The organism is Ureibacillus endophyticus, assembly GCF_003628435.1.
GTDB lineage: Bacteria > Bacillota > Bacilli > Bacillales_A > Planococcaceae > Ureibacillus > Ureibacillus endophyticus.
Genome location: NZ_RBZN01000043.1, coordinates 1 through 25,091, shown reverse-complemented (window position 1 = coordinate 25,091; position 25,091 = coordinate 1). Strand labels below are relative to the sequence as shown.

Below are 25,091 nucleotides of genomic sequence, written 5' to 3'. Positions count from 1 at the left end.
CGACACTTTAACAGTAGAGTGACTTGGGGTGGCTGGCAAGTCTATTTTTTTGCACTAAAAAAGTGCTAGACTCTGTACAAATTCGTTGCACTAGTCTGCACTTTTATTATGCAATACACAACACCTCTTTTCTTTCTTGATAAATATCTCTTATGAATTATTGTTCCTGCGGTGGTTGTCACTATCCTCGTCGCAAAGAAGCTGTCTCAAATTGACTTTTCAGACAACTCCTTTTCTATTGCAAATAACTTCAGCTTCACCCTCCACTACCACTATAATCAACAATTTTCTATTATGTAAAATTACCTCTTCCAAATCGCAAGTCGAAATTTTTTTCAATCGTTGACAAAAAGAAAAAGCCATCTAATTTTTTGAAATTAGATGACTTTAATATGTAAAGCTTTAGCAATTCTCCGCTTACGCTTTTCGAATTATCTAGCTCCGCGCGTTAGCCGTTCGGAAACTTCAACTCCTTTTCTGCGTATGCAAGCACACTTGTCAGAAGTCTCCAGTTTCTGTCACGGCTGAATGAACGCGCTCCGCTTTTCGAATTGTCCAGCTTCAGCGGCTAGCTACTCGAAAACTTCAACTCTCTTCTGCGTGTGCGGGCACACTTGTCAGAAGTCTCCAGTTTTTTTCGTAGCTGGGCGAGCCACTTACGCTTTTCGAATTGTCTAGCTCCGCGCGTTAGCCGTTTGGAAACTTCGACTTCTTTCTGCGTGTGCGGGCACACTTGTCAGAAGTCTCCAGTTTCTGTCACGGCTGAACGAACGCGCTCCGCTTTTCTAATTAGAACGCGATTCTTTTTGCTTCGTATGCTGCGATGTGGTCTTCGTATTTGAACGTTAACGCAATTTCATCCCAGCCATTTAGTAGCATTTCTTTGTAATATGGGTCGATGTTGAAGTTGTATACTTTTCCGTCTTCCCCTGTTACTGTTTGTGCTTCTAAGTTTACTTCTACGTTATAAGGCTTTTCTAAACCTTTTGCTAAAATTTCATCGCACTCTTCTTCTGTTAAACGGATTGGTAAAATTCCGTTTTTGAAACAGTTGTTGTGGAAAATATCAGCAAAGCTTGGTGCGATCACTACGCGGAAACCGTAGTCTAAGATTGCCCATGGTGCGTGCTCACGAGAAGAACCACAACCGAAGTTATCTTGTGCTACTAAAATTTCAGAACCTTTATATTCTGGTTTGTTTAATACGAAATCTGGATTCTCGTTTCCTTGTTCGTCAAAACGCCAGTGGTAGAATAAAAATTCACCAAAACCTGTACGTTCGATACGTTTTAAAAATTCTTTAGAAATAATTTGGTCCGTATCAACATTTTTACGATCTAATGGTGCAATGACACTATTTACTATATTAATTGGTTGCATGTTTATGTCCTCCTTGCTAGACTTACGCTTCTTGTTTTACATATTTACGAACGTCTACGAAACGACCTTCAATTGCAGCAGCTGCCGCCATTGCTGGACTTACTAAGTGCGTGCGAGCTCCTGCACCTTGACGTCCTTCAAAGTTACGGTTTGATGTAGAAGCACAACGTTCACCAGATGGAATGATGTCTTCATTCATACCTAAGCAAGCAGAACATCCTGATTCACGCCATTCGAATCCCGCATCTTTAAAGATTTTATCTAACCCTTCTGCTTCTGCAGCTGCTTTAGTAGAATATGAACCTGGAACGACAATACCACGAACACCTGGATGTAATTTTTTACCTTCTACAATGCTTGCTGCTGTACGTAAATCGGATAGACGTGAATTTGTACAAGAACCGATAAATACGTGTTGGATTTCAATCGAAGTAATTGGTTGACCTTCTTCTAAATCCATGTAAGCAAGAGCTTTTTTCAATGCTTGTTTATCCGATTCATTTTCATAATCTGCTGCAGTTGGAACTGTTTTAGATACACCTGTACCCATTGATGGGTTTGTGCCCCAAGTTACGATTGGTTCGATTTCTTCTGCATCGATTTCTAATACTACATCATAAGAGCAGCCTTCATCAGATGCTAAGCTTAACCAGTAAGCTGCAGCTTCTTCAAATTTATCTTCTTTTGGTGCAAAACGACGACCACGAATGAATTCAACTGTTGTTTCGTCTGGAGAAATAAGACCGGCTTTTGCCCCTGCTTCGATTGACATGTTACAAATTGTCATACGCTCTTCCATTGAAAGATTGCGGATTGCTTCACCTGTAAATTCAATGATATGACCAGTACCTACACCGATACCCCATTTAGCAATGATTGCTAAAATGATATCTTTTGCTGCAACACCAACACCAAGTTTACCGTTTACACGAATTTCCATTGTTTTTGGTTTGTTTTGCCATAATGTTTGTGTAGAAAGTACGTGTTCAACCTCAGAAGTACCAATACCAAATGCTAATGCACCAAAGGCACCGTGAGTTGATGTATGTGAGTCACCACAAACGATTGTTTTCCCTGGTTGTGTTAAACCAAGTTCTGGACCGATTACGTGAACAATCCCTTGATCTGGATGACCGATATCTGCAAGTTGGATACCAAATTCTTTTGCATTATCAGCTAATGTATTAATTTGCTTTTTCGCAATTGGGTCATTAATTGTTGGTAAATTTTTTGTTGGTACGTTATGATCCATTGTTGCAAAACATAGATCAGGGCGACGAACTTTACGACCTGCTAAACGTAATCCCTCAAACGCTTGAGGAGATGTTACTTCATGAATTAAATGAAGATCGATATATAGTAGATCAGGTTTCCCCTCTTCTTGGTAAACAACATGTGAATCCCAAACCTTTTCAATAATATTCTTTGCCATAATCTTCACCAATCCTTAAATATATGATTCCATAATACTGTCTGCTACAAAACTTGTATCGATTTCTGCAATTACTTTATCTGTAAATTCATCAGTTGTTAGAGCACGGCCGCCATCTTTCACTAAGTCAGCAGTGAAGTAACCATCTTCAAATACTGTATTTACTGCACGTTCGATTTCTGCCGCTTCTTCTTTCATTCCGAATGAATATTGAAGCATCATTGCTACAGATAAAATTGTTGCAGCTGGGTTTGCAATTCCTTGTCCTGCAATTTCTGGTGCTGAACCATGGACTGGCTCGTATAAACCGAAACTATCGCTACGGATTGATGCTGAAGGAAGTACACCTAAAGAACCTGTAATAACCGAAGCTTCATCACTTAAAATATCCCCGAACATATTGTCTGTTACGACTACATCATAGTGACCTGGGTTTGTGATTAATTTCATTGCAACAGAGTCTACTAGATTGTGTTCTACCACAACATCTGGATATAGTTCTTTCTTTTCTTCTACGATTTGACGCCATAATCTTGAAGTTTCTAAAACATTTGCTTTATCAACAGAACATAATTTTCCGCGACGTAAGCGAGCAAGTTCGAAAGCATTTTCTACAATACGTTCGATTTCACGACGAGTGTAAATGTTTAAATCGCTTGCTTCTTCATTATCACGTTTTTTCTCTCCAAAGTAAATTCCACCTGTTAATTCACGAACGATCATTAAATCAACATTTTCAGCGACTTCACGTTTTAAAGGTGAAGAATCTAAAAGGGATGGGAATGCTTTTACTGGACGTAGGTTTGCGAATAAATCAAATGTTTTACGAATTTTTAATAAGCCAAGTTCAGGGCGTAATTCTGCAGGGTTGTTATCCCATTTCGGACCGCCAACCGCTCCTAAAAGAACTGCATCACTTTGTTCACACATTGCAATTGTTTCATCTGGAAGTGGATTGTTGAATTGATCGATTGCCGCCCCACCAATAGCAGCATATCCTAATTGGAAATCGTGATTATATCTTTTTCCGATTACTTTTAACACACGTACTGCAGCCGCTACAACTTCAGGGCCAATGCCGTCACCAGGAAGTACTGTAATTTTCTTTTCCACCTGCAAAAACACCTTTCTCTATTGAATAAACTTGATTTCGAGATTTATGGTTATCTTTTAAAGAAATGCCATCAAACGTCTAAACATTTGATGGCGCTTCGTTTATCAATTTACAATTGACAATTAAACTTCTGTTGGTTGTTTTGCACGGATGCTTTCTTGAATTAAATGACGGTTAATTGCATTTAAGTATGCTTTTGCTGTCGCTTCAAGAACGTCCTGTGCTGCATCACGACCAGTAGATGTAAAGCCGTTATAACGTAAGTTGATTACCGCTTCACCTAAAGCATCGCGACCTTTACCAACTGATTTCACTCGGAAATCTAAAATATTTACTTTCGCGTTTACTAATTGTTCTAATGTATTGAAGATTGCTTCTACTGAACCTGAACCAGTTGCCGCTAATGTTTTCACTGCGCCTTCTGGAGTAATTACAGATGCAGTAGCTGTTGGGATGTTTTCTGTACCGTAAGAAACTTGAACAGATTTTAATTCATATAATGGCACATCTTCAATTGATACTTGTTGTTCTGTAAGAAGTGTCATTAAATCTTCTTCTGTAATTTCTTTTTTACGGTCAGCTAACTTTTTGAACTCTTGGAATGCTTTGTTTAGCTTATCATCCGATAAATCGAAGCCCATTGTGATAGCACGATCACGGAATGCTGCACGACCAGAGTGTTTTCCTAATACTAAAGGAACTTCTTCTTCACCGATTAATTCTGGTGAAATAATTTCGTACGTTTCTTTATGTTTTAACACGCCATCTTGGTGAATACCAGATTCGTGTGCAAATGCATTTTTCCCTACAACTGCTTTGTTTGGTTGGATTACCACACCTGTTAAACGGCTTACTAGTTGAGAAGTACGTTTAATTTCTTTTAAATTTAACCCAGTTTCTACTTGGTAAATGTCTTTGCGAATGTGCATTGCCACACCGATTTCTTCTAATGAAGCGTTACCAGCACGTTCACCAATTCCGTTAATTGTACATTCAACTTGATCTGCACCATGTTGGATTGCTGCAATTGAGTTCGCAACAGCCATACCTAAGTCATCATGACAGTGAGCAGAGAATTTCACTTTATCTGCACCACGTACATTTTCACGTAAGAATGTGAATAGTTGACCATATTCTTGAGGTGAAGCATATCCTACTGTATCTGGAACGTTAATTGTTGTTGCTCCAGCAGCGATTACTTCACTAATGATACGTACTAAGAAGTCACAATCAGAACGGAATCCATCTTCAGCAGACCATTGTACAAGTGGGAAGAATTTTTTCGCGTATTTTACCGCTTCAACCGCTTGCTCTACTACTTCATCCGGCGATTTTTTTAATTTGTATTCCATGTGAATTGGACTAGTCGCTAGGAATACGTGAATATGAGGTTGTTCAGCAACTTTAAGTGCTTCCCAAGTTGTATCGATATCTTTTTGGACACAGCGAGCAAGACCTGTAACGATTGAATTTTTCACTGTTCCAGCGATACGATTTACTGCTTCGAAATCACCAGGGCTTGAAGCAGGGAATCCTGCTTCAATAATTGTTACGCCAAGGCGTTCTAGTTGCTTTGCAATCTCGATTTTCTCGGCAGTATTTAAGTTAATACCAGCAGATTGTTCTCCATCACGAAGCGTCGTATCAAAAATATCAATTTTTCTCACTATTTAATCACCACTTTTTTCTTGCCTTCTTGAATGAATGGCATCATTGCGCGAAGTTTGCGACCCACTTCCTCAATTTGGTGGTTAGCGCCTTCTTCTTTATATTGTGTATAACGTGGACGGCCAGTTTCGTTTTCTTTGATCCAGTCTTTTGCGAATGTACCGTCTTGGATGTCTTTTAATACAGCTTTCATGTTTTCTTTAACTTCTGGAGTTACGATACGTGGACCAGTTACATAGTCTCCCCACTCAGCAGTATCTGATACTGAGTAACGCATTGTTTCCATACCGCCTTCGAACATTAAGTCAACGATTAATTTTAATTCGTGTAATGTTTCGAAGTATGCTAATTCTGGTTGGTAACCAGCTTCTACTAAAGTTTCGAAACCAGCTTTTACTAATGCAGTTGCACCACCGCAAAGTACTGCTTGCTCACCGAATAAGTCAGTTACAGTTTCTTCAGCGAATGTAGTTTCAAGTAAACCACCACGAGCTGAACCGATACCTTTACCGTAAGCTAAAGCTAAATCACGAGCTTGACCAGTAGCATCTTGGTGAATTGCGAATAATCCTGGTACGCCTGCACCTTCTTGGAATTGACGACGAACTAAGTGTCCTGGGCCTTTTGGTGCCACTAAGAATACGTCAACATCAGCTGGTGGTACGATTTGACCGAAGTGAATGTTGAAACCGTGAGCGAACATTAACGCTTTACCAGTTGTTAAATGTGGAGCGATTTCTGCTTCGTAAACTGCTTTTTGTCTTTCGTCTGGAAGTAAGATTTGGATTACATCTGCTTCAGCAGCTGCTTCAGCAACAGTTTTTACATCTACACCATCTTCTTTAGCTTGGTCGAAAGATTTACCAGGACGTACACCTACTACTACGTCAAAACCAGATTCTTTTAAGTTTAGAGCGTGTGCGTGACCTTGAGATCCGTAACCGATGATTGCGATTTTTTTACCTTTTAATGCTGCCTCGTTAATTTCGTTTTCATAGTACATTTTTGCCATTGTAATTTCCTCCTAAGAATGTGTTCAAATTATTTTGGAGCTTAGCACGCATGTAATTTTACGTGCTAGCTAATATATACTAACTACCTGTAAGTAAAGCTTACTTAAGAATAGAAAGTTGCGGTGTGTCTAAAGGTTGTGTTTCACGAACTGTTGCAGTTACACCTGTACGAGTTAATTCTTTAATTCCGTATGGTTTAATGAGTTCAATGAAAGCATCAATTTTGTCTGGGTGACCAACAACTTGATACGTTACTACATTTTTAGATGTATCAACAATTTGTGGTCTAAATGGTTCAACAATTGCATTCATTTCAAGTCGTAAGTTTGCTGGTGATACAACTTTTACAAGTGCGAGTTCACGCAACACAATCGACTTTTCAGTAATATCAGTAACTTTTAGTACGTCAATTTGCTTCGATAATTGTTTTACTAGTTGTTCTAGTTTCACTTCATCTGCTACATTCACGACAAAAGTCATTTTTGAAATATTTGCTTGTTCTGTATGACCAACAGTAATTGATTCAATATTGAATTGGCGTTTCATAAGTAAACCAGTTACTCGGTTTAAAACACCACTTTGGTTAATTACAGTTACTGTAATGACACGTTTCAAGGTTTCTTCACCCCTACCATTTCATCTAATGCTTTACCAGCTGCTACCATCGGATAAACATTTTCTAATTGTTTAACTCGACAATCAATTACTACTGGCTCATCTGAATTTAATGCTTCTTCAAAAATTGCTCTTGCTTCATCAATCGTGTTAATGCGGAAGCCTTTAATACCGTATGCTTCAGCAAGTTTTACAAAGTCAGGTTGTACTGGCATTAAACTTTGTGAATAACGTCCTTCATAGAACAGTTCTTGCCATTGACGAACCATACCTAACGCTTGGTTGTTTAAGATGACAACTTTTACTGGTAGGTTGAATTCTTTTAATAATGCAAGTTCCTGATTCGTCATTTGGAAACCAGCATCTCCACAAATTGAGATAACTTTTTTATCAGGTTTTGCAAATTGTGCACCAATTGCTGCTGGGAAACCGAAGCCCATTGTACCAAGTCCACCTGAAGTTACCCATTGATGACTAAAGTTTTGACGGTAATATTGCGCCGCCCACATTTGGTGTTGACCAACGTCTGTTGTCACAACTGCATCACCATTTGTAATTGTATGAATCATTTCAAGCGCTTGTTGCGGTAAGATTTCATTTTCGTCTTCCTGAATCCAGAATGGGAAGTCGACTTTCTTTTGGTTTAAGTAATCAATCCAAGCAGTTGTGTCCGGTGCTTGGAACTCTTTTTTAAGAAGAGATTTTAATGCTTCTTTCGCATCCGCTACGATTGGGATATCAGTTGGAATGTTTTTACCAATCTCAGCTGGATCGATATCGATATGAATTACGCTCGCGTTCGGCGCAAATCTTGAAGTATCCCCTGTTAAACGATCATCAAAACGTGCTCCGATATTAATTAGAAGATCACATTTTTGAATTGCATCGTTTGCAACTACGGCACCGTGCATACCAGCCATACCGTAATTTAGTTCATGCTCTCCATGGATACTTCCAAGACCTAATAACGTGTTAACCACTGGGATTTTGTATTTTTCTACAAATTCAGATAATTCGTCGCATGCTTCTGCAAATAATACACCAGCACCAGCTAAGATTAATGGTTTTTCTGCATTTGAAATTGCAGTAATGGCTTTTTGAATTTGTAAGTAATTTGGTTTTGTATTTGGTTGATATCCTGGTAAGTAGATTTCTTTCTCTCTACTTTGCTGTGCTAGCTCCTCATCGAATATAGAAGCTGAAACATTTTTCGGGAAGTCAATTAATACTGGACCTTTACGACCTGTATTTGCAATATGGAACGCTTCTTTTACGATACGAGGAATATCGTTTACATCTTGCACTTGATAGTTATGTTTTGTAATAGGTGTAGTAATCCCCATAATGTCTGCTTCTTGGAATGCGTCTGTTCCTATTAAGTTAGAAGCAACTTGACCAGTAAAGATTACTAATGGGATTGAGTCAATCATTGCATCTGTAATACCTGTTACTAAGTTTGTAGCTCCAGGACCACTTGTTGCGATTACTACGCCTGGTTTATTTAATACACGTGCATACCCTTCTGCAGCGTGTATTGCACCTTGTTCATGTCTAGTTAAAATATGTCGGATTGGGTTTCTGTACATCGCATCATAGACGTTCAGTACTGCACCACCTGGATAACCGAATACGATATCTACACCTTGATCATGAAGTGCTTGAACTAATATATCTGAACCATTTCTCGGTTTCATTTTTTCTTCTGGCTGCACATTTTCAGTTGCATCTACTTTTACACTTGTCGGTACATTCGCAGACATTTTATTACTCCTCCCTAATTTTCCTTTAGGTGATGTTCAAATTATATAAAATAAAAAAGCCTTTTTATCCAACGCAAAAGAAGACCTTTCGCGTAGGGATGAAAAGACTTTCATGGTACCACCCTTGTTCGTAGCAAAATAAGCTACCTCGCGAATAGTGGGAATTATCTATTTTACATTAAACATTTCAAATAGTACGAATATTTAATGTGCAACTAAAATAGATACACTATTCATTAGTAACGAGCACCGAATAATGCCCGGAGCTATCTAATTGCAAATACGCGTTTAATAGCTCACTCCGAGGGGATGTCGGATATAGTTGTATCATCGGCTTCCAGCAACACCGACTCTCTGGTAGATACAAGGCTCTATAACCTTTAACCTCATCATCGATTTATATTTTCAAACTTTTAATATTTATATGACAATTATAACACTTTTATATCATTTTGTGAATAGTAATTATATTTTCATAATTCCGCCTTTAGAAGCGTTAGTTACCAATTTAGAATATCTTGCTAACCATCCTGTTTTAATTTTTGGTTCGAATGTTTTTAAGTTTTTTCGACGTTCGTTAAGAACTTCATCAGAAACTTCAAGATTGATTGTTCTATTTGGTAAGTCGATTACGATTGTATCGCCATTTTCGACTAAAGCAATTGGACCACCTTCAGCAGCTTCTGGTGAAATATGACCGATAGAAATACCACGAGATGCACCACTAAAACGACCGTCTGTGATTAAAGCAACTTTTGTTCCTAAACCACGACCCATAATTGCAGAAGTTGGTGCAAGCATTTCTGGCATACCAGGACCACCTTTTGGACCTTCGTAGCGAATAACAACTACGTGACCTTCTCTAACAGTACCGTTATCGATCGCAGCTTGTGCTTCGTCTTGTGAATCAAAGACAATTGCTTCACCGATAAATGTTTTGATAGAAGGATCAACAGCACCTACTTTGATAACTGAGCCTTCAGGTGCGATATTTCCGAATAATACGGATAAACCACCAACTGGGCTATATGGGTTATCTTTTGTGCGAATTACTTTGTCATTTGTAATTTCATATTCTTTAACAAGTTCGCCCATTGTTACGCCTGCAACTGTGATACGGTCTGGATGAATTGCTCCAGGGATTTTTGTAAGTTCGTTGATAATAGAACTTACTCCCCCAGCACGGTTAATATCATCCATTGAGATATCTGATGCTGGCATAATTTTTGCTAAATATGGAACTCTAGCAGCAACCTTGTTTATATCTTCTAAGTTATACTCGATACCTGCTTCATTAGCAATGGCTAGAGTATGTAAAACTGTATTTGTTGAACCACCCATTGCCATATCAAGTGCAAAAGCATCGTCAATTGCTTCTTTTGTAATGATATCGCGTGGTTTAATATCTTCTTTAATCATGCGTACTAATTGTCTTGCAGCTTCACGAATTAGTTCGTGACGTTGTTCACTTGTTGCAACGATTGTTCCGTTACCTGGTAAAGCTACACCTAGCATTTCCATTAAACAGTTCATTGAGTTTGCTGTGAACATACCTGAACAAGAACCACATGTTGGGCATGCATTGTTTTCAATATCTAATAGCTCTTCAGCAGACATTTGACCTGATTTGTGAGCTCCTACACCTTCAAATACAGATGTTAACGAAAGTTGTTTACCTGTAGAAGATGTCCCTGCTTCCATTGGTCCACCTGATACGAAGATAGATGGTACGTTTGTACGTACAGCAGCCATTAACATACCTGGTGTAATTTTATCGCAGTTTGGAATGTAAAATACTCCGTCAAACCAGTGTGCATTAATAACTGTTTCAGCTGAGTCTGCAATTAACTCACGGCTTGGTAATGAATAACGCATACCAATGTGACCCATTGCAATCCCATCGTCAACACCAATTGTATTGAATTCGAATGGAATCCCACCTGCTTCGATAATTGCTTCTTTAACTACATCTGCAAATTCTCTTAAATGCACGTGTCCAGGAATGATATCAATGTATGAGTTACATACTCCGATAAATGGTTTTCCTAAATCTTTCGCTTTTACTTTTCCCGTAGCGTATAGAAGACTACGGTGAGGAGCACGATCAACTCCTACTTTAATCATATCACTTCTCATAATTGAAACGCCCCTCAGTTCTACTATGTTGATACTATGTTAGTAGATAATAAAACAATTTTTATAATCACTGTACTTCAGTAAGAGGTAACGTGATTGTGTTCGCTGTATTCAGCAAACGTTGTATTAAATTGTTGTCATCATAGTACAAAATCGGTACACTCGTCAACAGTATTTTTTGAATTATTTAAACAATTTAAAAAATTCATCATCATTGAAATCGTTTTCTTTCTCGAAATTACGCGAAATATTCTGTTTCAATTGATTTTTTTGAAAATTTTTCGAATTTTAAATTTATCGATATCCATCTTCAAGAAAAAGGGAAATGCAGAATTTAATGGTATTTCACAATAATTTCATAACGCTACATAAGGTTGTAAATACAAAAAGTGTAGGCAAAATCACTAAATGATTTGCCTACACTCTTATTTATAGTTTACTAGATTATTTAACAAATATTAATTCTACGGAGAGGTTTAGGAGGATAACCGTATGAAGTAAAGCGAACATTAAACCTTGCTTATCTAATTTTTTCATTAAAATTCTATCCATATTAACCACCCCATCTAAATATTTTTTCTAACTTGTGTCAATTATATGACAATTTCATTCAAATTGCAAATAATTTTGAAATTTTTGTGAATTTTTTATTGTAGGATGGAGTTTTCCGCATCCATGCATTATTTTTTCAAATCTGTACATATTACGAAGTGTAATGTTGTTTCACATTTTTTAGTCATCTAAAAAGGAGTTGAGCAATTATGATGAGTTTTATTTGGTATTTAATCATCGGTGGGATCCTCGGTTGGTTAGCCGGTGTCATTATTGGTAGAGATGTTCCTGGTGGTATTATTGGGAATATTATTGCAGGGATTATTGGATCTTGGATTGGAAGTGCGATTCTTGGGAACTGGGGCTGGCAAGTTTCTGATTTCTATGTCTTCCCTGCCCTTCTTGGAGCAATCGCTTTAATCTTTATCGTAAGTCTTGTGATGCGATCAATGAAAAAATCAACTTCATAAAAGTAAAAAGAAATCAACGTGCCTTTTTCAAGGTGTTGATTTCTTTTATTTTACTTCATCAATCGTTTTTGATTCGTCGGTTGCGAGGATTAATTGTTCTAATTCATCACTAACATCTTCGTATAAATGGTAGTAATACAAAATATCATCCACATACTCTTCGCTGTGATTGTAGTTATAAATTGCTTTCTTCAATTCCCCTTTGGACACACCTGCTTTTGCTAAGTAATTGGCCGCACTAAAAATGGCATCTTCAATATCATAAGGATCTGCAATGCCGTCTTGATTGGCATCTACCCCATATCCGCCATATTTTTTAATGATTTTCGGGTTTGTTTTTTCTTCCTCAGGTATTTCTCCTTCTCCCAAACCACTACACGTTGGATGACCCCAACCGACAAAGGTACACGGCATAAATTGCATATGCCCTTCAGCACCTACTGGAGAAACAAGTGTCTTCATTGTTGAAAATCTTGTTTCAATACGGTGATGCGCTGCAAGTAATGTCCAAGGAACACCATATTTCTCTTCTGCTGCCATATATATTGGGATATATTCTTCAGGTATTTTCAAATCTAAATTTTCCTGCACCATATCCATTTCACTTTGCACAAGGTCGCTAATAAACGGGAGACTTTTTAATTCTTGCCAAGCTAAAAAGGCAAAGAAATAAATCGTAATCGATGCAGGGATTAATAATAGAATTAAAAATAATTTCACCCCAGGACTAATGAGAGGTTTTTTTTGCTTCTTTTTTGCCATTTTTTCCACCTAAGTCTAAAATAGTTACAAGGTATCATAGTTATCAATACCATAAAGTTTTATACTAATTAATTATACATCAAGGAGTGAAATTAGATGTGGAAAGATTTTAAAGAGTTTGCGATGAAAGGTAATATACTAGATTTAGCTATTGCGGTTGTTATTGGTGGCGCATTCGGTAGCATCGTTACTTCCCTAGTAGAAAATATAATTATGCCTCTTGTCGGTATGCTTACAGGTGGAATCGATTTAACGAAAAGTTTCGTATTCGGTCCAGAAGATAGTTTAAAATTAGGCGTATTTTTACAATCAATTATTGATTTCTTAATTATTTCCTTCTCTATTTTTATGGCATTACGAATCTTAACTAAATTAAATCGTAAAAAGAAAGAAGAAGTTGCTGCAGCTGAACCTGCTCCAGAAATTGATACAAAAGAAGAACTTTTAAAAGAAATTCGTGATCTACTAAAAAATCAACAATCTTAAAGGAAAAAGTGTTTAATCTTCGTGATTAAGCGCTTTTTATTTATTTTTAAGAGACTTATTTTATTGGAATGTTCACTTTTCCCCTTTTCTAGTGTTGTTTTCACTAAATTAACATGTTAAATTGTATAAATAATCGAATCATTCAATATGTTTCGGCACATTGTATTATACGAGAGAAAGAGTGAGACTATTGACAAAAGCTATTGAAACGAAATTAGTTCAATTAGGAAATTTAAGCGATCCAAAAACAGGTGCAGTAAATCCTCCAATTTATATGTCTACAGCTTACAAACATGCTGGAATTGGACAATCTACGGGTTACGATTATACACGTACAAAAAACCCAACGCGCGAAATTTTAGAAAAAGGGATTGCCGATTTAGAAAATGGCGATGCAGGCTTTGCGTGTAGTTCAGGTATGGCTGCAGTACAACTAGTTCTATCTTTATTTAAACCAGGCGATGAAATTATTGTTCCTGATGATATTTATGGTGGTACATATCGTCTATTAAAATCCTTTAGCGAAGTATACAATATCAACCCTGTTTATTTTTCAAAACCAGAAGATATTGATGGCTTAGTCAATGAAAATACGAAAGCAATATTCTTAGAAACTCCTACAAATCCATTAATGCTAGAATTCGATCTAGACCAATTCAATGATATTTGTAAAAAACATAATCTACTTTATATTGTGGATAACACGTTCTATACACCTTATTTCCAACGTCCAATTGAACATGGTGCGGATATCGTTCTTCACAGTGCAACAAAATATATTGCAGGTCATAACGATGTATTAGCTGGCCTTGTAATTGCAAAAGGACAAGAATTAAGTGATAAATTAGCATTTAACCATAATGGCATGGGCTTAGTGCTTTCACCAATGGATAGCTGGTTAGTTATTCGAGGGTTAAAAACATTACATTTACGTTTAAAACAACACGATGCAAACGCGAAAAAAGTTGCTGCGTATCTTGAAAGTGAACCACTTGTGACAGATGTATTATATACAGGTAAAGGTGGTATGCTTTCTTTCCGCGTGAAAGATCCGAATATGGTAGACCCATTCTTACAAAAAATGCAATTAATCACATTTGCTGAAAGTCTAGGTGGCGTAGAAAGCTTCATTACGTACCCTGCAACACAAACACACGCAGATATACCATATGAAGAACGTATTGCTCGGGGTGTAGACGACCGCCTTCTACGTTTCTCTGTTGGTATCGAAGAAGCAGAAGATATTATTGCAGATTTACAACAAGTATTTGATCAGTTGCGAAAAGAGTTTTAATCAATACCTATTATCATAAGGCTTAATTAATAGGATAGATGTACAAGGTGTTATACCTGTGCACATCTATCCTTTTTGTCTGACCTCATTTTTGCGAGTAGATCTTTTCTTAAATGAGTGGATGCTTAATAAAATAAAAGGAATTGGCAGAAGGATGATCATATATGCGTAGATCGCATACAATTGTTCAATTCGAAAATAATCACTGGATAAGTAAAAGGTACTAAAAAATACCACCAAAACAAATCCTGTGAACCAACTTCCTTTCCCCCATTTAGAGGTGATCTTTGTCGTTGTTAGATCATACGCAATTCGAAAATAAAGACTACATCGTATATAAGAGCCTAACGCCATTAAAAGTAAACCATAGATATCAAAGCGGTCTACAAAACCTAAACTAACAATTCGCACCGCCTCTAATGCGGGATAGATAAAATTATCAGCCTGACCTAATCCGAAAATCGTAATACTCCCAGTCATGGTTGAAAACATCATTAATGCGTTTAATAAGATGCCTATACTCCATAATAAAAACATTCCCTTTTCACGAATATTTTGGATAGGAACACATAAAAGAAGCAATAATTCATTCCAAATACTAATTAGTAGCAATGCTCCCCATATAATTGGTTCTAATCCAAATTCAAACATAGGAAGAAGCTGACTCCATTCTTTCATTCGAGTATCCAAAAATGTAACAGTATGTCCAGAAATCATGGCAATGATGGATAAAATACCTGCAGTTAAAGCAATTCTTTTGATTCCCTTTATGGCTGCATAGACAAATGCAATTAAAAACCAAACCATCAACGCCCATCGTGGTGTTTCTGGCAAAAATGAAATGTAGATAAAGTCAATAACCAAAACAAAAGAGAAAATGGTTAAAAATAAAAAATAGAAAATGAAAACTATTGTGAGCACTGTTCCGAAAAATTTCCCTAATATACTTCGAAATATATCGGAAATTTCTCCTTTTGGATACTTAACACGTAACCGATAAATAGCGATAGCAATCAAAAATGCTACTGGCAGAGATATAAGGATAGAGATCCAGCTATCTCTCCCAGCCACATCAAGCATTAATGGGAGGATGACGACATGCCCCATAATCGGAAGCGTCATTATTAATAAAAAGAGGGTCTCCCATTTCGTTAGCATATTTTATAATCTCCTTCGTTTTACCTCATCTTTGGAAAGGGTATTTAGGTTTTTTATGATCTCTTTCTACACTTTTATTGATCAGACCTTTATGCGTAATCGTAGTATGGACATCAACGCTAATTTCTGCAGTAGAAAAAATCTCATTCCATTCGGCTTGTATTGTCTTCCATTCCTTAGGATATTTTCGATAGGTTTCAATCCCTACTCCCGAAATATCCGTTTTTAATTCTTCCTGTAGCTTTTTTAAGGTTTGTTGCACGATATCTTCAATATGCTTAGAAAATAACTTTTCAACCTTACTGATCCATTCTTCATCGATATTTGATGTCGTCATATTATCAGCCAAGTTACCTTCAACATCTACTTTTACTTTTGCCTTAAGGTGTTTTCCCTGTAAGGTTGGAAGGATTTCTGTGTTCGATTTGTTGACCTCTATGGATACTTTATCTTGATCATTCCAAGTTACTGTTGTAGTTCCACCTTTTGCTTTGTTCAACAGAATATTTAGTCCAACTGTTTCCTTTGTATCAAGTCTTCCAACCATTTTGTTCGTATTAATCACAGCCGTACCTTCGATTGAGGTAATGAGTTTATCGTTTTGTTCTTTTGTTTGAATGATTGGCAAATACGCATTCGGAACGGGTCCCTCCAACAACTTAAAAAACTCAAATATTTTTACAGAAGTAAATTCAGGGTTATACTCCATTTGTTCCAATGCCGAAATTATTTCTGCTGACGAAAGATTTTCATAAAGCGTAGAAGTACTTAAGATATCGATTGGATTCGTCTTAGTAATAAAAATATTACTATTTAAACGAAACATTTGGTTCCGTCTTCCTTCGTCAAGAAGTCTAATAAAATCTTGCTTTGCTAATTCTTCGCTGATGAGCCATGCCCGCGCATGATTAAAATAGAGGCGTCGCTTTGCATCTTGTATTAATCCACGAGCTCCAGATATTAATGAATCCGCTTTTTTTTCTAAAACAATCGTTTGTACATTTCCCCCTCCTAAACTCCCCTGTTCATTTGATCCAGTTGGTTTGATAATTTCCACACTGATCATTAATTCGTCTTCTGCTTTGTCCAACCCAATTCCATGGACTAGTGCAGATTTATCGATTTCGTGACTACTCCAACAGCCTGATAATAAAAGAAGCGTTAAAATCATAAATGAACATCTTCGCATTTATTTATCACCAGTCTTTGGTAAGCTTTTTATATTGGTCGAACGTTGATTGGGTATACTTTTTAATCGTTGTTTTTTCCACCTTAACGGCAAACGGATTAGTGAATCTTTCCAATCTTTGAAATATAAAGGAGCAAATGGCGCCATGTATGGAACCCCTAATGAGGTTAAAGACGTCATATGCGTTAAAATAACTAGCAATGCAACAATTAATCCATAACTTCCAAATATACTACTAGCAATAAATAATCCGATTCTAAGCAACGCCGTCACATCGGCTATGGATGTAATAATAAAAGCTGAAATGTAGGATATCGATACAACCACAATCGTGGGTGCGCCAACAAGACCAGCTGAAACAGAGACTTGTCCAAGAATCAGGGCACCAATAATACTTAATGCTGAACCAACCTGTTGGGGTAATCGAACACCCGCTTCTCGTACAACTTCAAACATTAAAATCATCATGATCACTTCCATTGTTAAAGGAAATGGAACGGTTTCCCTTGCTTGAATGATTGGAATAATCATTTCTGAAGGGATCATCTCTTTATGGAAATTGATTGCTGTCACATATAAGGCTGGTAAAGTGATACTTATTAAAAATGAAATAAAGCGCATCAGTCGAATGAAGGAACTATAATACGGACGAGAACTGTAATCTTCTACACTTTTTATATTTTCTAAAAACAAAGCTGGGATGAATAAGCCTACAGGATCTCCATTTACTAAAATGATAATTCTACCTTCCATTAATAATGCTGCCGCTTTATCCGGGCGCTCTGTATTGCCAATGGTCGGAAAGATGGAAAATGGATGGTCTTCAATAAATTGTTCAATTTCCCCTGAATTTTTGATTTCATCCACTTTGATTTCATTGATTCTTTGTTTGACCTTTTCAACTAACTTGGGATCTGCAATGCTTTCCACATAGGCAATTGAAATATCGGTTTGACTATATTCACCCACGATCATTTTTTCAAATTTTAATGAGGGATGTGGTATTCTTCTTCTAATGAGTGCAATATTATTCGATAAGGATTCTATAAAGCCTTCATGGGAGCCTCTCACGGATCGTTCAGACTGTGATTCAGCAATTGCACGAACCTCATATCCATGTGCAACTAACATTAAACCTTCGTTAAAACCATCTATCAAAAGTAAAGTATTTCCCTTCAGGATTTGGAATATAGCTTTCTCAATATTATTTTCTTTTTTTATATTTTGAATCGAAATCTTTTTCTTTACTTGTTCCAATAATTCTCCTTTAGAACATTCAAAAGATTCATCTGATAGTGGTTCTAATACATTATTACGAATAGCATCTTCATTGATTATGCCATCTACTAAAACTAATATGGCTTTCAAAGTATTCCCCGTATGTAGTGAAATAAGAAAATGATGAAATACAACATCTTCACTTAAATCTAATTGTTTCTTTAATTGTTTTTCATTGTGATCAAGATCGAAGGAAAAAGTAGGCGATGGATGAACCTGTACTTCATCTATCTTTTTAGGTTTATTCATTTTACTAAAAAAGGATTTATTTTTTAGAAAGCTCATCTTTTACACCCTAGAAAATTTATTTGTTAAGGCTCTAACAATCGTTAGTATGTGCAGATATGGAAATCTATATATTTCTAAAATATCCCTATATATACAAAAAAACGAGAATGCACGATGCAATCTCGTTTTTTTCTTGATTAATGATGACCTGGCTCAGAGATTTCGCTTAAGGCTTCTCCTGCTTCGTTGATGTAAATGTTTTCTTTTGCTAAGTCACCAATTGCAACGATTCCACAGATTTCGCCATTTTCCACAATTGGGATACGACGGATTTGGTGTTGCGCCATTATGCGTGCACATTCATGCACATCTGTATTGGAATCACAAGTAATGACATCTGTTGTCATTGCGTCATGACAGTGTACTTTGTTACTGTCTTTTCCATCTGCTACGCAGTTTAACACGATATCACGGTCTGTAATAATCCCTACAACTTTTTTCCCTTCACATACAGGAACAGAACCGCAGTCAACGTCTCGCATAATTTGCGCAGCTCGTGTTAATGAATCATGTGGTGTACATACTTGAATATTTCTTGTCATAATGTCAGATACAGTTCTCATTTACATCATTCCTCCAATCAAATTCATCTCTCTTATTGTTGCTAATTTCATGAATTTTATTCCGAATAAAAAAACTGTTAATTAGCAAAATACTAATTAACAGTTTTCATCATTATTTTAATCTTTCTTCAATTAACGTTTCCATGTCAATGGCGATTGTATCAAATGGTACGCCTTCTTCTGATTCAGAATAGCCCGTATAGTTTTTCACGGCTACGCCATTTTCATCCACTAAATAAAAAGTCGAAGCATGAAGAACTTGATCCCCATTTTCCGGCATTTTTACGATGGTTTTAAACGAATTTAATCCGAACTGTTCAATCCAGGCTTGATCATAGTTTGTCACTAAATGCCATTTCGACTCATCCGGAACTGTATATCGGCTTAAGTATTCCGAAAGCACTTCAGGTGTGTCCCTTTTTGGATCAACTGAGAAGCCCACAATATTATAGTCTTCCACACCCCGTTCTTTTAGCTCTTCTTGAATGACTGTCATATTGTAAGTCATTGGCTGACAAATCGTTGTACAGTTCGTAAAAATAAACATGGCAAGCCAAGGTTTCCCTTTTAAACTATCCAGGGTTACGGTTTCCCCTCGATGATCCGTAACTGTAAAATCGGCAATTTCATACTCAGTATCTGCTTTAAATTTATAATTGCTACATGCGCCTAGAATGGTTGCGATCACAAGTATGCCGATAAGTCCCATTATCTTTTTCATTACGTCAACTCCCTTTTCCTCTTTCATCTTATCGAAAAGGGTTCGTTTTCACAACCTTTGAAGATGACACATCTGGAACAAATTTGTGAAGTGAAGTTTCACAATCTTATCTTTCCCCAATGGAAACAAGGGCAGTATGAATTGCTTCAAGTTTTGATTCAATTCGGTGTAACAAATAAAAGGACACCACCATTGGAAAGCCAATCTCTTGAAGGAGCATCACCCATTCCTCCATCCATTTTCCCTCCTCTTAGATAAAAAGTCGGCAACCAATACGGTTGCCGACTTTTCTTTAGACTAAATCAAATTCAGTAATAGTGCGAGCGACCATTCTTGCTTGATTGATTGCTGTCAACGCGTGGCCATCCTTATGAAACACATTTTGATTAATCACCGTTGTCATCGCAGTAGCAATTTCCGCAGGTGTTAAATTAGATTTCGGATTATTAATTGATAACGTCACCTGCTTCCCATTATCCGTATCAAATTTTAATTCCAATACTTGTGTCAAAGCCACTCTCCTCCTTTAAAATTATTGATTTACCGTTTCCGTAACAATTCTTTTCATGTCGTTTAATGGATCCTGACAAAGACTGGCAATGGCTTGTACAACTGCGAAAAGTTGTTCTGGTTGGACATTGGGACGCACGTTTTGATAAGTTTTCGAACTAAAAATTGGCTTACCAAACTCATCCATCCCTGTTTCAAATACTAGTTTTAAAGAAGCACTCTCAAAAGTATATGCTGCCATTTTCTCCCTCCTTTCATAACGATATATGCCTTTTTTCGAAGCAAAAAGAGACATTACTAGTGAAAACTTTTTTCGTTCAATTTATAATGGAAGTTAGTATGTCATAATGAGGTGAACGTTTTGCTACAAGGTTGGTTTTTATGGTTTATACTTTTTTGGGTTGTCGTACTTGTTTCTTTAATGGCCATTGGCGGATTTTTCATGTTTCGCAAATTTTTAAAGTCATTACCTAAACAAGATGGCCGATCCGATTTAGATTGGCAAAATCTATACATTGAAAAAACCGTCCATTTATGGGGCGAAAAAGAAAAAGAATTGTTAAACGAACTAGTAAGCCCCGTGCCAGAATTGTTCCGACAGGTGGCAAAGGAGAAAATTGCGGGGAAAATTGGTGAAATAGCCTTAAAAGAAAAGGCGAAAGCGATTAATCACGATATAATTATCAAAGGATATATTCAAGCAACCCCAAAACGTGATCATAAATTCCTAAGAAAAAAACTAGATGAATTAAATATTGATGTTACGCCATATGAGCATTATTTTGAGTAACTCACTACTTTAAAACGGGTCCGTCTAAAAAAGACGGGCCTTTTTAATTGCTAATTTCAAACATCACAAGAAGCGAATTATTATGATAAAAAAGTATTTTAAATACCTCATATACTTCTATAAATCAAGAAAATACATGAATTGAACCACATTTATACTGGGAAAAATATCAAAATTATAGTATTATTTAACTAATAATTTTACATGCATTTCTTTTCGAACTTTTCTTCGGACATCATCCAGAGCCCAATGAATATAACGACAATAATGGAATCGATCCGCTACAATAATTGGTTTGGCGAAGGCTTGATGGATCGCTGCTTTAAAGCTACCATTCATATCCATCACTACGATTTCCACATCTTGTTCGTATTTTTGGAGATATGTTTTTATCGTTTGGAGTCGGCGATTTGGCAGAATATCAATGGGTTCATGTGTTTCCGCATTCGCTATAATAAGCTGATATTTTCCGGCATCTGTATCTGACTTATATTCGTCAATGGCAATCGCCTTTGGTAAACGGAATCCTTCTGGTAACGCTGCTTTTACTTGTTTGATAAATCTTCGAATGATTGTTGAAACGGAAGTACCAAGTGTCATTGCCGCATCTTTAAAAGTTTTTGATTGAACAGATTGAATAATCATCGCTTGATTCACTTCTTTAGAAAAACGTTGATAACGCTCGACAAATGGAGCTTTTTCGGCAAAACGCTTCCCGCAAGTGCATCGATAACGGCGACATCTATACATCAATTTAGTTAAACGTCCCCAAAACGATAGATGACCAATTTTCCGTGTTCGATAATCATGTACTTTTAACGTTTTTACACCACATGCTGGGCAACTATGTTCTTTTAGAGGCATCGAAACATAGACTAAAATACGATTTTCTTGTTCGATAATTTCCTCAATATTTACACCTTTTAATCCTGGTAATTCCATGTTAAAATTCATACAGCACAACTCACTTTTTTCTACTTGTTTCTAGTCAATTCAAGTATAGAAAAATAGATGATGTTGTGCATTTTCTTTTTCAAAAATTGTAGGAAAACCCCAACAATTAATATAGAACCGAAATTATATAAAGGTTAAGTTTGATAATTGATGGAGGATCTATTTAGAATAGAAATGACAATTTTTCATAAACCCCATTTACGCATAAAGGCTGTGCAGCAATTCCACTGCACAGCCCTACTTTCCTCACACCATCGCAAGGGTTTTCTCTATTTTTTTATATTGAATATACATGGCAATTCTCCATGGCCATAACATAGAGAATGCTAGAATCCAAAACATGCCGCCTAATTCTCCTACATTAAAGGAGTCTGAGAGAATCACTTTTGCTAAAACTCGAATTACTAATAACCCGACTAAAATGAAGAAAAATGCTTTGGACCGTTTCATATAAATTTCGTTATCTCGTACTTCGAATTTAGATGTTGCAATTAACACGAATGAAAAAACTATCCCTGCTAGTACTGCTTCTAATATTTGCATCGGTGGAACTCGAAATTGCTCAAAAATAAACATGAGCCCCCCAGTCGACATGGCAAATGGAGGTATCAATATTTTTTTAGCGTTTACAGGTTTCTTTTGGGAACGTACACGAACGAACATGACAAATACACCCATAAACACCGCCATGACCGTTGAACCGATAATTAAATAATGAGAAGGTATATTAGCAATCATCGAAAGTCCCCTCCTCTTTCAATTCTACATTATAATAAAATAACGTATTGATGATACCTCATTTATAAAATAAATTCCATATTAAGCCTTCAACTTATTAAAAAAATCCTACTCTTCGAAGAATAACTTCGAAAGTAGGATACTTTTTACATACCGTATATGCCTAGAATATTATTTACAACCATTTTAAGTTGATTCGGTTCAAAAGGTTTTGTAATAAAATCCTTTGCCCCCGCCTCGATGGCATCAACGATTATTCTTTGTTGCCCGAGTGCTGTAATCATAATGATGTTTGCATCGGGAAACTCTGGAATTATCTGTTTTACTGCATCTAACCCAGACATGACAGGCATTGTAACATCCATTGTTACAAGATCGGGTTGAAGTTCTCGATATAGCTCCACAGCTTCTTTTCCATTTGCTGCTTCTCCTACAACTTCAAATCCCCACTCTTTAAACATATTTCCAACCGCTACTCGCATAAAAAGCGTATCATCTACTACTAATACTCTAGGCATCAATCATTCCCCTTTTAAAGACATGCATCATTTATTCTTATCAATGAATGTTTTATTGCGATTAGAATCCAGTAAATCCATTAAAGATAGGTAATAAGAAACGTGTAATGTATTCTAATCCATTGAAGAATAATAGAATACCTACCGCAATCATAATGTACCCGCCGATTTTAACAATTTTTTGGCTGTGCTTGCGTATCCATCCTAATTTTGAAATAAAGAACGATAGAATGAAGAATGGTATTGCAAAACCAAAATAATAAGCAAGCATATACATCATACCTGAACCAGGATTTGAACCTGCAAGTAAGATAATCGACCCTAAAATCGGTCCTGTACAAGGTGTCCAACCAGCTGCAAACGCTAACCCAATTAGTAAGGAACCAAAATATCCAGAAGGTCGATTTTTGAATTGGAATTTATGATCTTTCATTAAAAAATCAATTTGAAGTAGCCCTACAATCATTAGTCCAAAAACAACGATTAATATAGAACCGATTTGACGGAGTAAATCTTGATAATTAAAGAAAAAGTCCTTTGCTATTGATGTTCCAAACCCAATCGCAATAAAAATAATTGAAAACCCAATTAAGAAAAATAAGGTATGTAAAATTGCTCTTTTCTGTAACATGCCTTTTTCATTTTTCAGCTCGTCGTAACTCATGCCTGTAATATATGAAAGAAAGGCTGGATAGAGCGGAAGTGTGCAGGGTGAAATAAAACTTAAAAAGCCTGCACCTAAAGCTAAAAAGACATTAATATCTGTATTCATGGTGATATTAGCTCCTTATAATTAATGTCTTCATCGTACCAAAATAATTGAAACAATGTGTAGAATTGGCTTGTGAAATTTTATTGACAAAAATGTGTTGCGAATGTGAAATTCTAATTCTAGTATAACATATTTCCTAAGTTTTGGGTGGAAAAGATTACTAAATACCTACGAAAGATTCTTCCCTTCCATATCGAATATTCCAAATCGGTTCGAATCGATTAATAATCGCATTTCTTAAATTCTTCATTTGATTTAAATCCGTCATTGGACATATTTTAAATTGTATTTTTGCCTTTGGATAAATCTCTGTAATTTTAGAATTAATATGGCAATGTGTTGCTGTTCCATCTTTAAAACAACACTTAGGTGAAATGTTTCCGATATGTTGATTAAACCTTAGTCTAAAGGCATTAGCACAAACGCCAGTAAATACAAGTTCATCGTCCGCTACAATCGTATATACACCTGTTTTATTTAATAATGTTTCATTCCCTGTGACCACAAAATGTGAATAAGTTAAATCCCCATATTTATTTAAAAATAGTTGGTAGAATGAATCCCCTTTGTATTTTAAATCGTATAAAGCTTGCCCAGCAGGTACGTCTAAATACTGTTCATACTTGCCCTGGAACTGACTTTTTAACCCCTCATACCTACGATGGCGAAGTAATTCTCGCATCGTTTTTTTATCAAATCTTGCAAAAGTATCCTTGATCCCCGTTTCAAGGAACTCTACATCTAGCTTATAAAAGCCAAATTCTCGATCCCCTAATTTTACGTACATTTGTACGCTCCCCCTTGCTACTATACGTATTGTCAAAACTTATATATATAAATCGCTAATAATCGTTGGTTTTATAGTCTTTTACGCAAAAAAACTTGCCACCCCCTGGATTTTGGTGTTAGTTGAGGTTACCACACACAAAA

General features: G+C 36.4%; 26 protein-coding genes. 4 read left to right on the top strand and 22 right to left on the bottom strand.

Going from position 1 to position 25,091, the window contains the following annotated elements; genetic code table 11:
* Positions 1-789: 789 nt before the first annotated feature.
* From leuD to ilvD, 8 genes are all read right to left on the bottom strand, one after another.
* Entirely contained in the window at positions 790-1,380 is a 591-nt protein-coding gene (gene leuD, locus D8M03_RS13980; RefSeq protein WP_121215448.1) for a 3-isopropylmalate dehydratase small subunit, read from the bottom strand.
* Between the two features lie 22 nt (positions 1,381-1,402).
* Entirely contained in the window at positions 1,403-2,812 is a 1,410-nt protein-coding gene (gene leuC, locus D8M03_RS13975) for a 3-isopropylmalate dehydratase large subunit (RefSeq protein WP_121215447.1), read from the bottom strand.
* Between the two features lie 15 nt (positions 2,813-2,827).
* Complete coding sequence (gene leuB, locus D8M03_RS13970) at positions 2,828-3,925, bottom strand: 3-isopropylmalate dehydrogenase (RefSeq protein ID WP_121215446.1); 1,098 nt, start codon at positions 3,923-3,925, stop codon at positions 2,828-2,830.
* A 123-nt stretch (positions 3,926-4,048) separates the two neighbouring features.
* Positions 4,049-5,593, bottom strand: coding sequence for a 2-isopropylmalate synthase (locus D8M03_RS13965; RefSeq protein ID WP_121215445.1), 1,545 nt, complete (start codon positions 5,591-5,593; stop codon positions 4,049-4,051).
* Entirely contained in the window at positions 5,593-6,606 is a 1,014-nt protein-coding gene (ilvC, locus tag D8M03_RS13960; RefSeq protein ID WP_121215444.1) for a ketol-acid reductoisomerase, read from the bottom strand. Before ilvC ends, D8M03_RS13965 begins: the two co-directional genes overlap by 1 nt.
* 100 nt (positions 6,607-6,706) lie before the next feature.
* Entirely contained in the window at positions 6,707-7,222 is a 516-nt protein-coding gene (ilvN, locus tag D8M03_RS13955) for an acetolactate synthase small subunit (protein WP_121215443.1), read from the bottom strand.
* The gene (gene ilvB / locus D8M03_RS13950; RefSeq protein WP_121215442.1) at positions 7,219-8,982 is read right to left on the bottom strand and encodes a biosynthetic-type acetolactate synthase large subunit; all 1,764 of its coding nucleotides are present in this window, start codon (positions 8,980-8,982) and stop codon (positions 7,219-7,221) included. The genes ilvN and ilvB overlap by 4 nt, the downstream gene beginning before the upstream one ends.
* Before the next feature lie 465 nt (positions 8,983-9,447).
* Positions 9,448-11,118 carry a dihydroxy-acid dehydratase gene (gene ilvD / locus D8M03_RS13945; protein WP_121215441.1) on the bottom strand — a complete coding sequence of 557 codons (1,671 nt, stop codon included), beginning with the start codon at positions 11,116-11,118 and terminating at the stop codon, positions 9,448-9,450.
* A 761-nt stretch (positions 11,119-11,879) separates the two neighbouring features.
* Between ilvD and D8M03_RS13935 the strand changes: the two genes are divergently transcribed.
* Complete coding sequence (locus tag D8M03_RS13935; protein ID WP_121215439.1) at positions 11,880-12,140, top strand: GlsB/YeaQ/YmgE family stress response membrane protein; 261 nt, start codon at positions 11,880-11,882, stop codon at positions 12,138-12,140.
* A gap of 45 nt (positions 12,141-12,185) precedes the next feature.
* Here D8M03_RS13935 and D8M03_RS13930 read toward each other — a convergent pair whose 3' ends face one another.
* Positions 12,186-12,902 (bottom strand): lytic transglycosylase domain-containing protein, encoded by a 717-nt coding sequence (locus D8M03_RS13930; protein ID WP_121215438.1) that lies wholly within the window; start codon positions 12,900-12,902, stop codon positions 12,186-12,188.
* 96 nt (positions 12,903-12,998) lie between these two features.
* On the opposite strand from D8M03_RS13930, the gene mscL reads away from it, so the two are divergent.
* Together mscL and D8M03_RS13920 are read left to right on the top strand one after the other, a co-directional pair.
* Positions 12,999-13,388: a large conductance mechanosensitive channel protein MscL gene (gene mscL / locus D8M03_RS13925; RefSeq protein WP_121215437.1), complete on the top strand. Its 390-nt coding sequence runs from the start codon at positions 12,999-13,001 to the stop codon at positions 13,386-13,388.
* 190 nt (positions 13,389-13,578) lie between these two features.
* Positions 13,579-14,682 carry a methionine biosynthesis PLP-dependent protein gene (locus D8M03_RS13920; protein ID WP_121215436.1) on the top strand — a complete coding sequence of 368 codons (1,104 nt, stop codon included), beginning with the start codon at positions 13,579-13,581 and terminating at the stop codon, positions 14,680-14,682.
* Positions 14,683-14,748: 66 nt separating this feature from the next.
* Here D8M03_RS13920 and D8M03_RS13915 read toward each other — a convergent pair whose 3' ends face one another.
* The 8 genes from D8M03_RS13915 to D8M03_RS13880 all read right to left on the bottom strand — a co-directional run bounded on the left by D8M03_RS13915 (position 14,749) and on the right by D8M03_RS13880 (position 20,630).
* Entirely contained in the window at positions 14,749-15,840 is a 1,092-nt protein-coding gene (locus tag D8M03_RS13915; RefSeq protein WP_121215435.1) for a GerAB/ArcD/ProY family transporter, read from the bottom strand.
* A gap of 25 nt (positions 15,841-15,865) precedes the next feature.
* Positions 15,866-17,029, bottom strand: coding sequence for a Ger(x)C family spore germination protein (locus D8M03_RS13910; RefSeq protein WP_121215434.1), 1,164 nt, complete (start codon positions 17,027-17,029; stop codon positions 15,866-15,868).
* Positions 17,030-18,592 (bottom strand): spore germination protein, encoded by a 1,563-nt coding sequence (locus D8M03_RS13905; protein ID WP_121215433.1) that lies wholly within the window; start codon positions 18,590-18,592, stop codon positions 17,030-17,032. It lies immediately after the preceding gene.
* Between the two features lie 140 nt (positions 18,593-18,732).
* On the bottom strand, positions 18,733-19,158 hold the full coding sequence (locus D8M03_RS13900) for a CBS domain-containing protein (protein ID WP_121215432.1): 426 nt from the start codon (positions 19,156-19,158) through the stop codon (positions 18,733-18,735).
* Between the two features lie 112 nt (positions 19,159-19,270).
* A complete protein-coding gene (locus D8M03_RS13895) occupies positions 19,271-19,879 on the bottom strand; it encodes an SCO family protein (protein ID WP_121215431.1) in 609 nt (202 codons plus the stop codon).
* A gap of 106 nt (positions 19,880-19,985) precedes the next feature.
* Positions 19,986-20,114 carry a YvrJ family protein gene (locus D8M03_RS13890; RefSeq protein ID WP_121215430.1) on the bottom strand — a complete coding sequence of 43 codons (129 nt, stop codon included), beginning with the start codon at positions 20,112-20,114 and terminating at the stop codon, positions 19,986-19,988.
* Positions 20,115-20,171: 57 nt separating this feature from the next.
* Positions 20,172-20,390, bottom strand: coding sequence for a DUF2922 domain-containing protein (locus D8M03_RS13885; RefSeq protein WP_121215429.1), 219 nt, complete (start codon positions 20,388-20,390; stop codon positions 20,172-20,174).
* Positions 20,391-20,411: 21 nt separating this feature from the next.
* Entirely contained in the window at positions 20,412-20,630 is a 219-nt protein-coding gene (locus D8M03_RS13880; protein ID WP_121215428.1) for a DUF1659 domain-containing protein, read from the bottom strand.
* Between the two features lie 120 nt (positions 20,631-20,750).
* Here D8M03_RS13880 and D8M03_RS13875 point away from each other — a divergent pair, with 120 nt between their 5' ends.
* The gene (locus D8M03_RS13875) at positions 20,751-21,179 is read left to right on the top strand and encodes a DUF2621 domain-containing protein (protein ID WP_121215427.1); all 429 of its coding nucleotides are present in this window, start codon (positions 20,751-20,753) and stop codon (positions 21,177-21,179) included.
* 183 nt (positions 21,180-21,362) lie between these two features.
* Here the strand turns inward: D8M03_RS13875 and D8M03_RS13870 are convergent, their stop codons facing one another.
* The 5 genes from D8M03_RS13870 to D8M03_RS13850 form a co-directional block, all read right to left on the bottom strand.
* Complete coding sequence (locus D8M03_RS13870; RefSeq protein ID WP_121215426.1) at positions 21,363-22,133, bottom strand: ISL3 family transposase; 771 nt, start codon at positions 22,131-22,133, stop codon at positions 21,363-21,365.
* Positions 22,134-22,379: 246 nt separating this feature from the next.
* Positions 22,380-22,871 carry a CcdC family protein gene (locus tag D8M03_RS13865; protein ID WP_121215425.1) on the bottom strand — a complete coding sequence of 164 codons (492 nt, stop codon included), beginning with the start codon at positions 22,869-22,871 and terminating at the stop codon, positions 22,380-22,382.
* A 146-nt stretch (positions 22,872-23,017) separates the two neighbouring features.
* The gene (locus tag D8M03_RS13860; protein WP_121215424.1) at positions 23,018-23,389 is read right to left on the bottom strand and encodes a response regulator; all 372 of its coding nucleotides are present in this window, start codon (positions 23,387-23,389) and stop codon (positions 23,018-23,020) included.
* Between the two features lie 61 nt (positions 23,390-23,450).
* Positions 23,451-24,161: a cytochrome c biogenesis CcdA family protein gene (locus tag D8M03_RS13855; RefSeq protein ID WP_121215423.1), complete on the bottom strand. Its 711-nt coding sequence runs from the start codon at positions 24,159-24,161 to the stop codon at positions 23,451-23,453.
* 160 nt (positions 24,162-24,321) lie between these two features.
* The gene (locus D8M03_RS13850) at positions 24,322-24,948 is read right to left on the bottom strand and encodes a GIY-YIG nuclease family protein (protein ID WP_121215422.1); all 627 of its coding nucleotides are present in this window, start codon (positions 24,946-24,948) and stop codon (positions 24,322-24,324) included.
* Between the last annotated feature and the right edge of the window lie 143 nt (positions 24,949-25,091).

Bases quoted from the DNA above. Each gene is read 5' to 3' on its own strand.
- ilvD (WP_121215441.1), bottom strand. From the start codon at position 11,118: ATGAGAAGTGATATGATTAAAGTAGGAGTTGATCGTGCTCCTCACCGT.
- D8M03_RS13935 (WP_121215439.1), top strand. From the start codon at position 11,880: ATGATGAGTTTTATTTGGTATTTAATCATCGGTGGGATCCTCGGTTGG.
- D8M03_RS13850 (WP_121215422.1), bottom strand. From the start codon at position 24,948: ATGTACGTAAAATTAGGGGATCGAGAATTTGGCTTTTATAAGCTAGAT.
- D8M03_RS13855 (WP_121215423.1), bottom strand. From the start codon at position 24,161: ATGAATACAGATATTAATGTCTTTTTAGCTTTAGGTGCAGGCTTTTTA.
- leuC (WP_121215447.1), bottom strand. From the start codon at position 2,812: ATGGCAAAGAATATTATTGAAAAGGTTTGGGATTCACATGTTGTTTAC.
- D8M03_RS13910 (WP_121215434.1), bottom strand. From the start codon at position 17,029: ATGCGAAGATGTTCATTTATGATTTTAACGCTTCTTTTATTATCAGGC.
- D8M03_RS13915 (WP_121215435.1), bottom strand. From the start codon at position 15,840: ATGCTAACGAAATGGGAGACCCTCTTTTTATTAATAATGACGCTTCCG.
- D8M03_RS13895 (WP_121215431.1), bottom strand. From the start codon at position 19,879: ATGAAAAAGATAATGGGACTTATCGGCATACTTGTGATCGCAACCATT.
- D8M03_RS13900 (WP_121215432.1), bottom strand. From the start codon at position 19,158: ATGAGAACTGTATCTGACATTATGACAAGAAATATTCAAGTATGTACA.
- D8M03_RS13870 (WP_121215426.1), bottom strand. From the start codon at position 22,133: ATGAATTTTAACATGGAATTACCAGGATTAAAAGGTGTAAATATTGAG.
- ilvC (WP_121215444.1), bottom strand. From the start codon at position 6,606: ATGGCAAAAATGTACTATGAAAACGAAATTAACGAGGCAGCATTAAAA.
- D8M03_RS13865 (WP_121215425.1), bottom strand. From the start codon at position 22,871: ATGATTGCTAATATACCTTCTCATTATTTAATTATCGGTTCAACGGTC.
- mscL (WP_121215437.1), top strand. From the start codon at position 12,999: ATGTGGAAAGATTTTAAAGAGTTTGCGATGAAAGGTAATATACTAGAT.
- ilvB (WP_121215442.1), bottom strand. From the start codon at position 8,982: ATGTCTGCGAATGTACCGACAAGTGTAAAAGTAGATGCAACTGAAAAT.
- D8M03_RS13880 (WP_121215428.1), bottom strand. From the start codon at position 20,630: ATGGCAGCATATACTTTTGAGAGTGCTTCTTTAAAACTAGTATTTGAA.
- D8M03_RS13860 (WP_121215424.1), bottom strand. From the start codon at position 23,389: ATGCCTAGAGTATTAGTAGTAGATGATACGCTTTTTATGCGAGTAGCG.
- D8M03_RS13890 (WP_121215430.1), bottom strand. From the start codon at position 20,114: ATGGAGGAATGGGTGATGCTCCTTCAAGAGATTGGCTTTCCAATGGTG.
- leuD (WP_121215448.1), bottom strand. From the start codon at position 1,380: ATGCAACCAATTAATATAGTAAATAGTGTCATTGCACCATTAGATCGT.
- D8M03_RS13930 (WP_121215438.1), bottom strand. From the start codon at position 12,902: ATGGCAAAAAAGAAGCAAAAAAAACCTCTCATTAGTCCTGGGGTGAAA.
- D8M03_RS13905 (WP_121215433.1), bottom strand. From the start codon at position 18,592: ATGAGCTTTCTAAAAAATAAATCCTTTTTTAGTAAAATGAATAAACCT.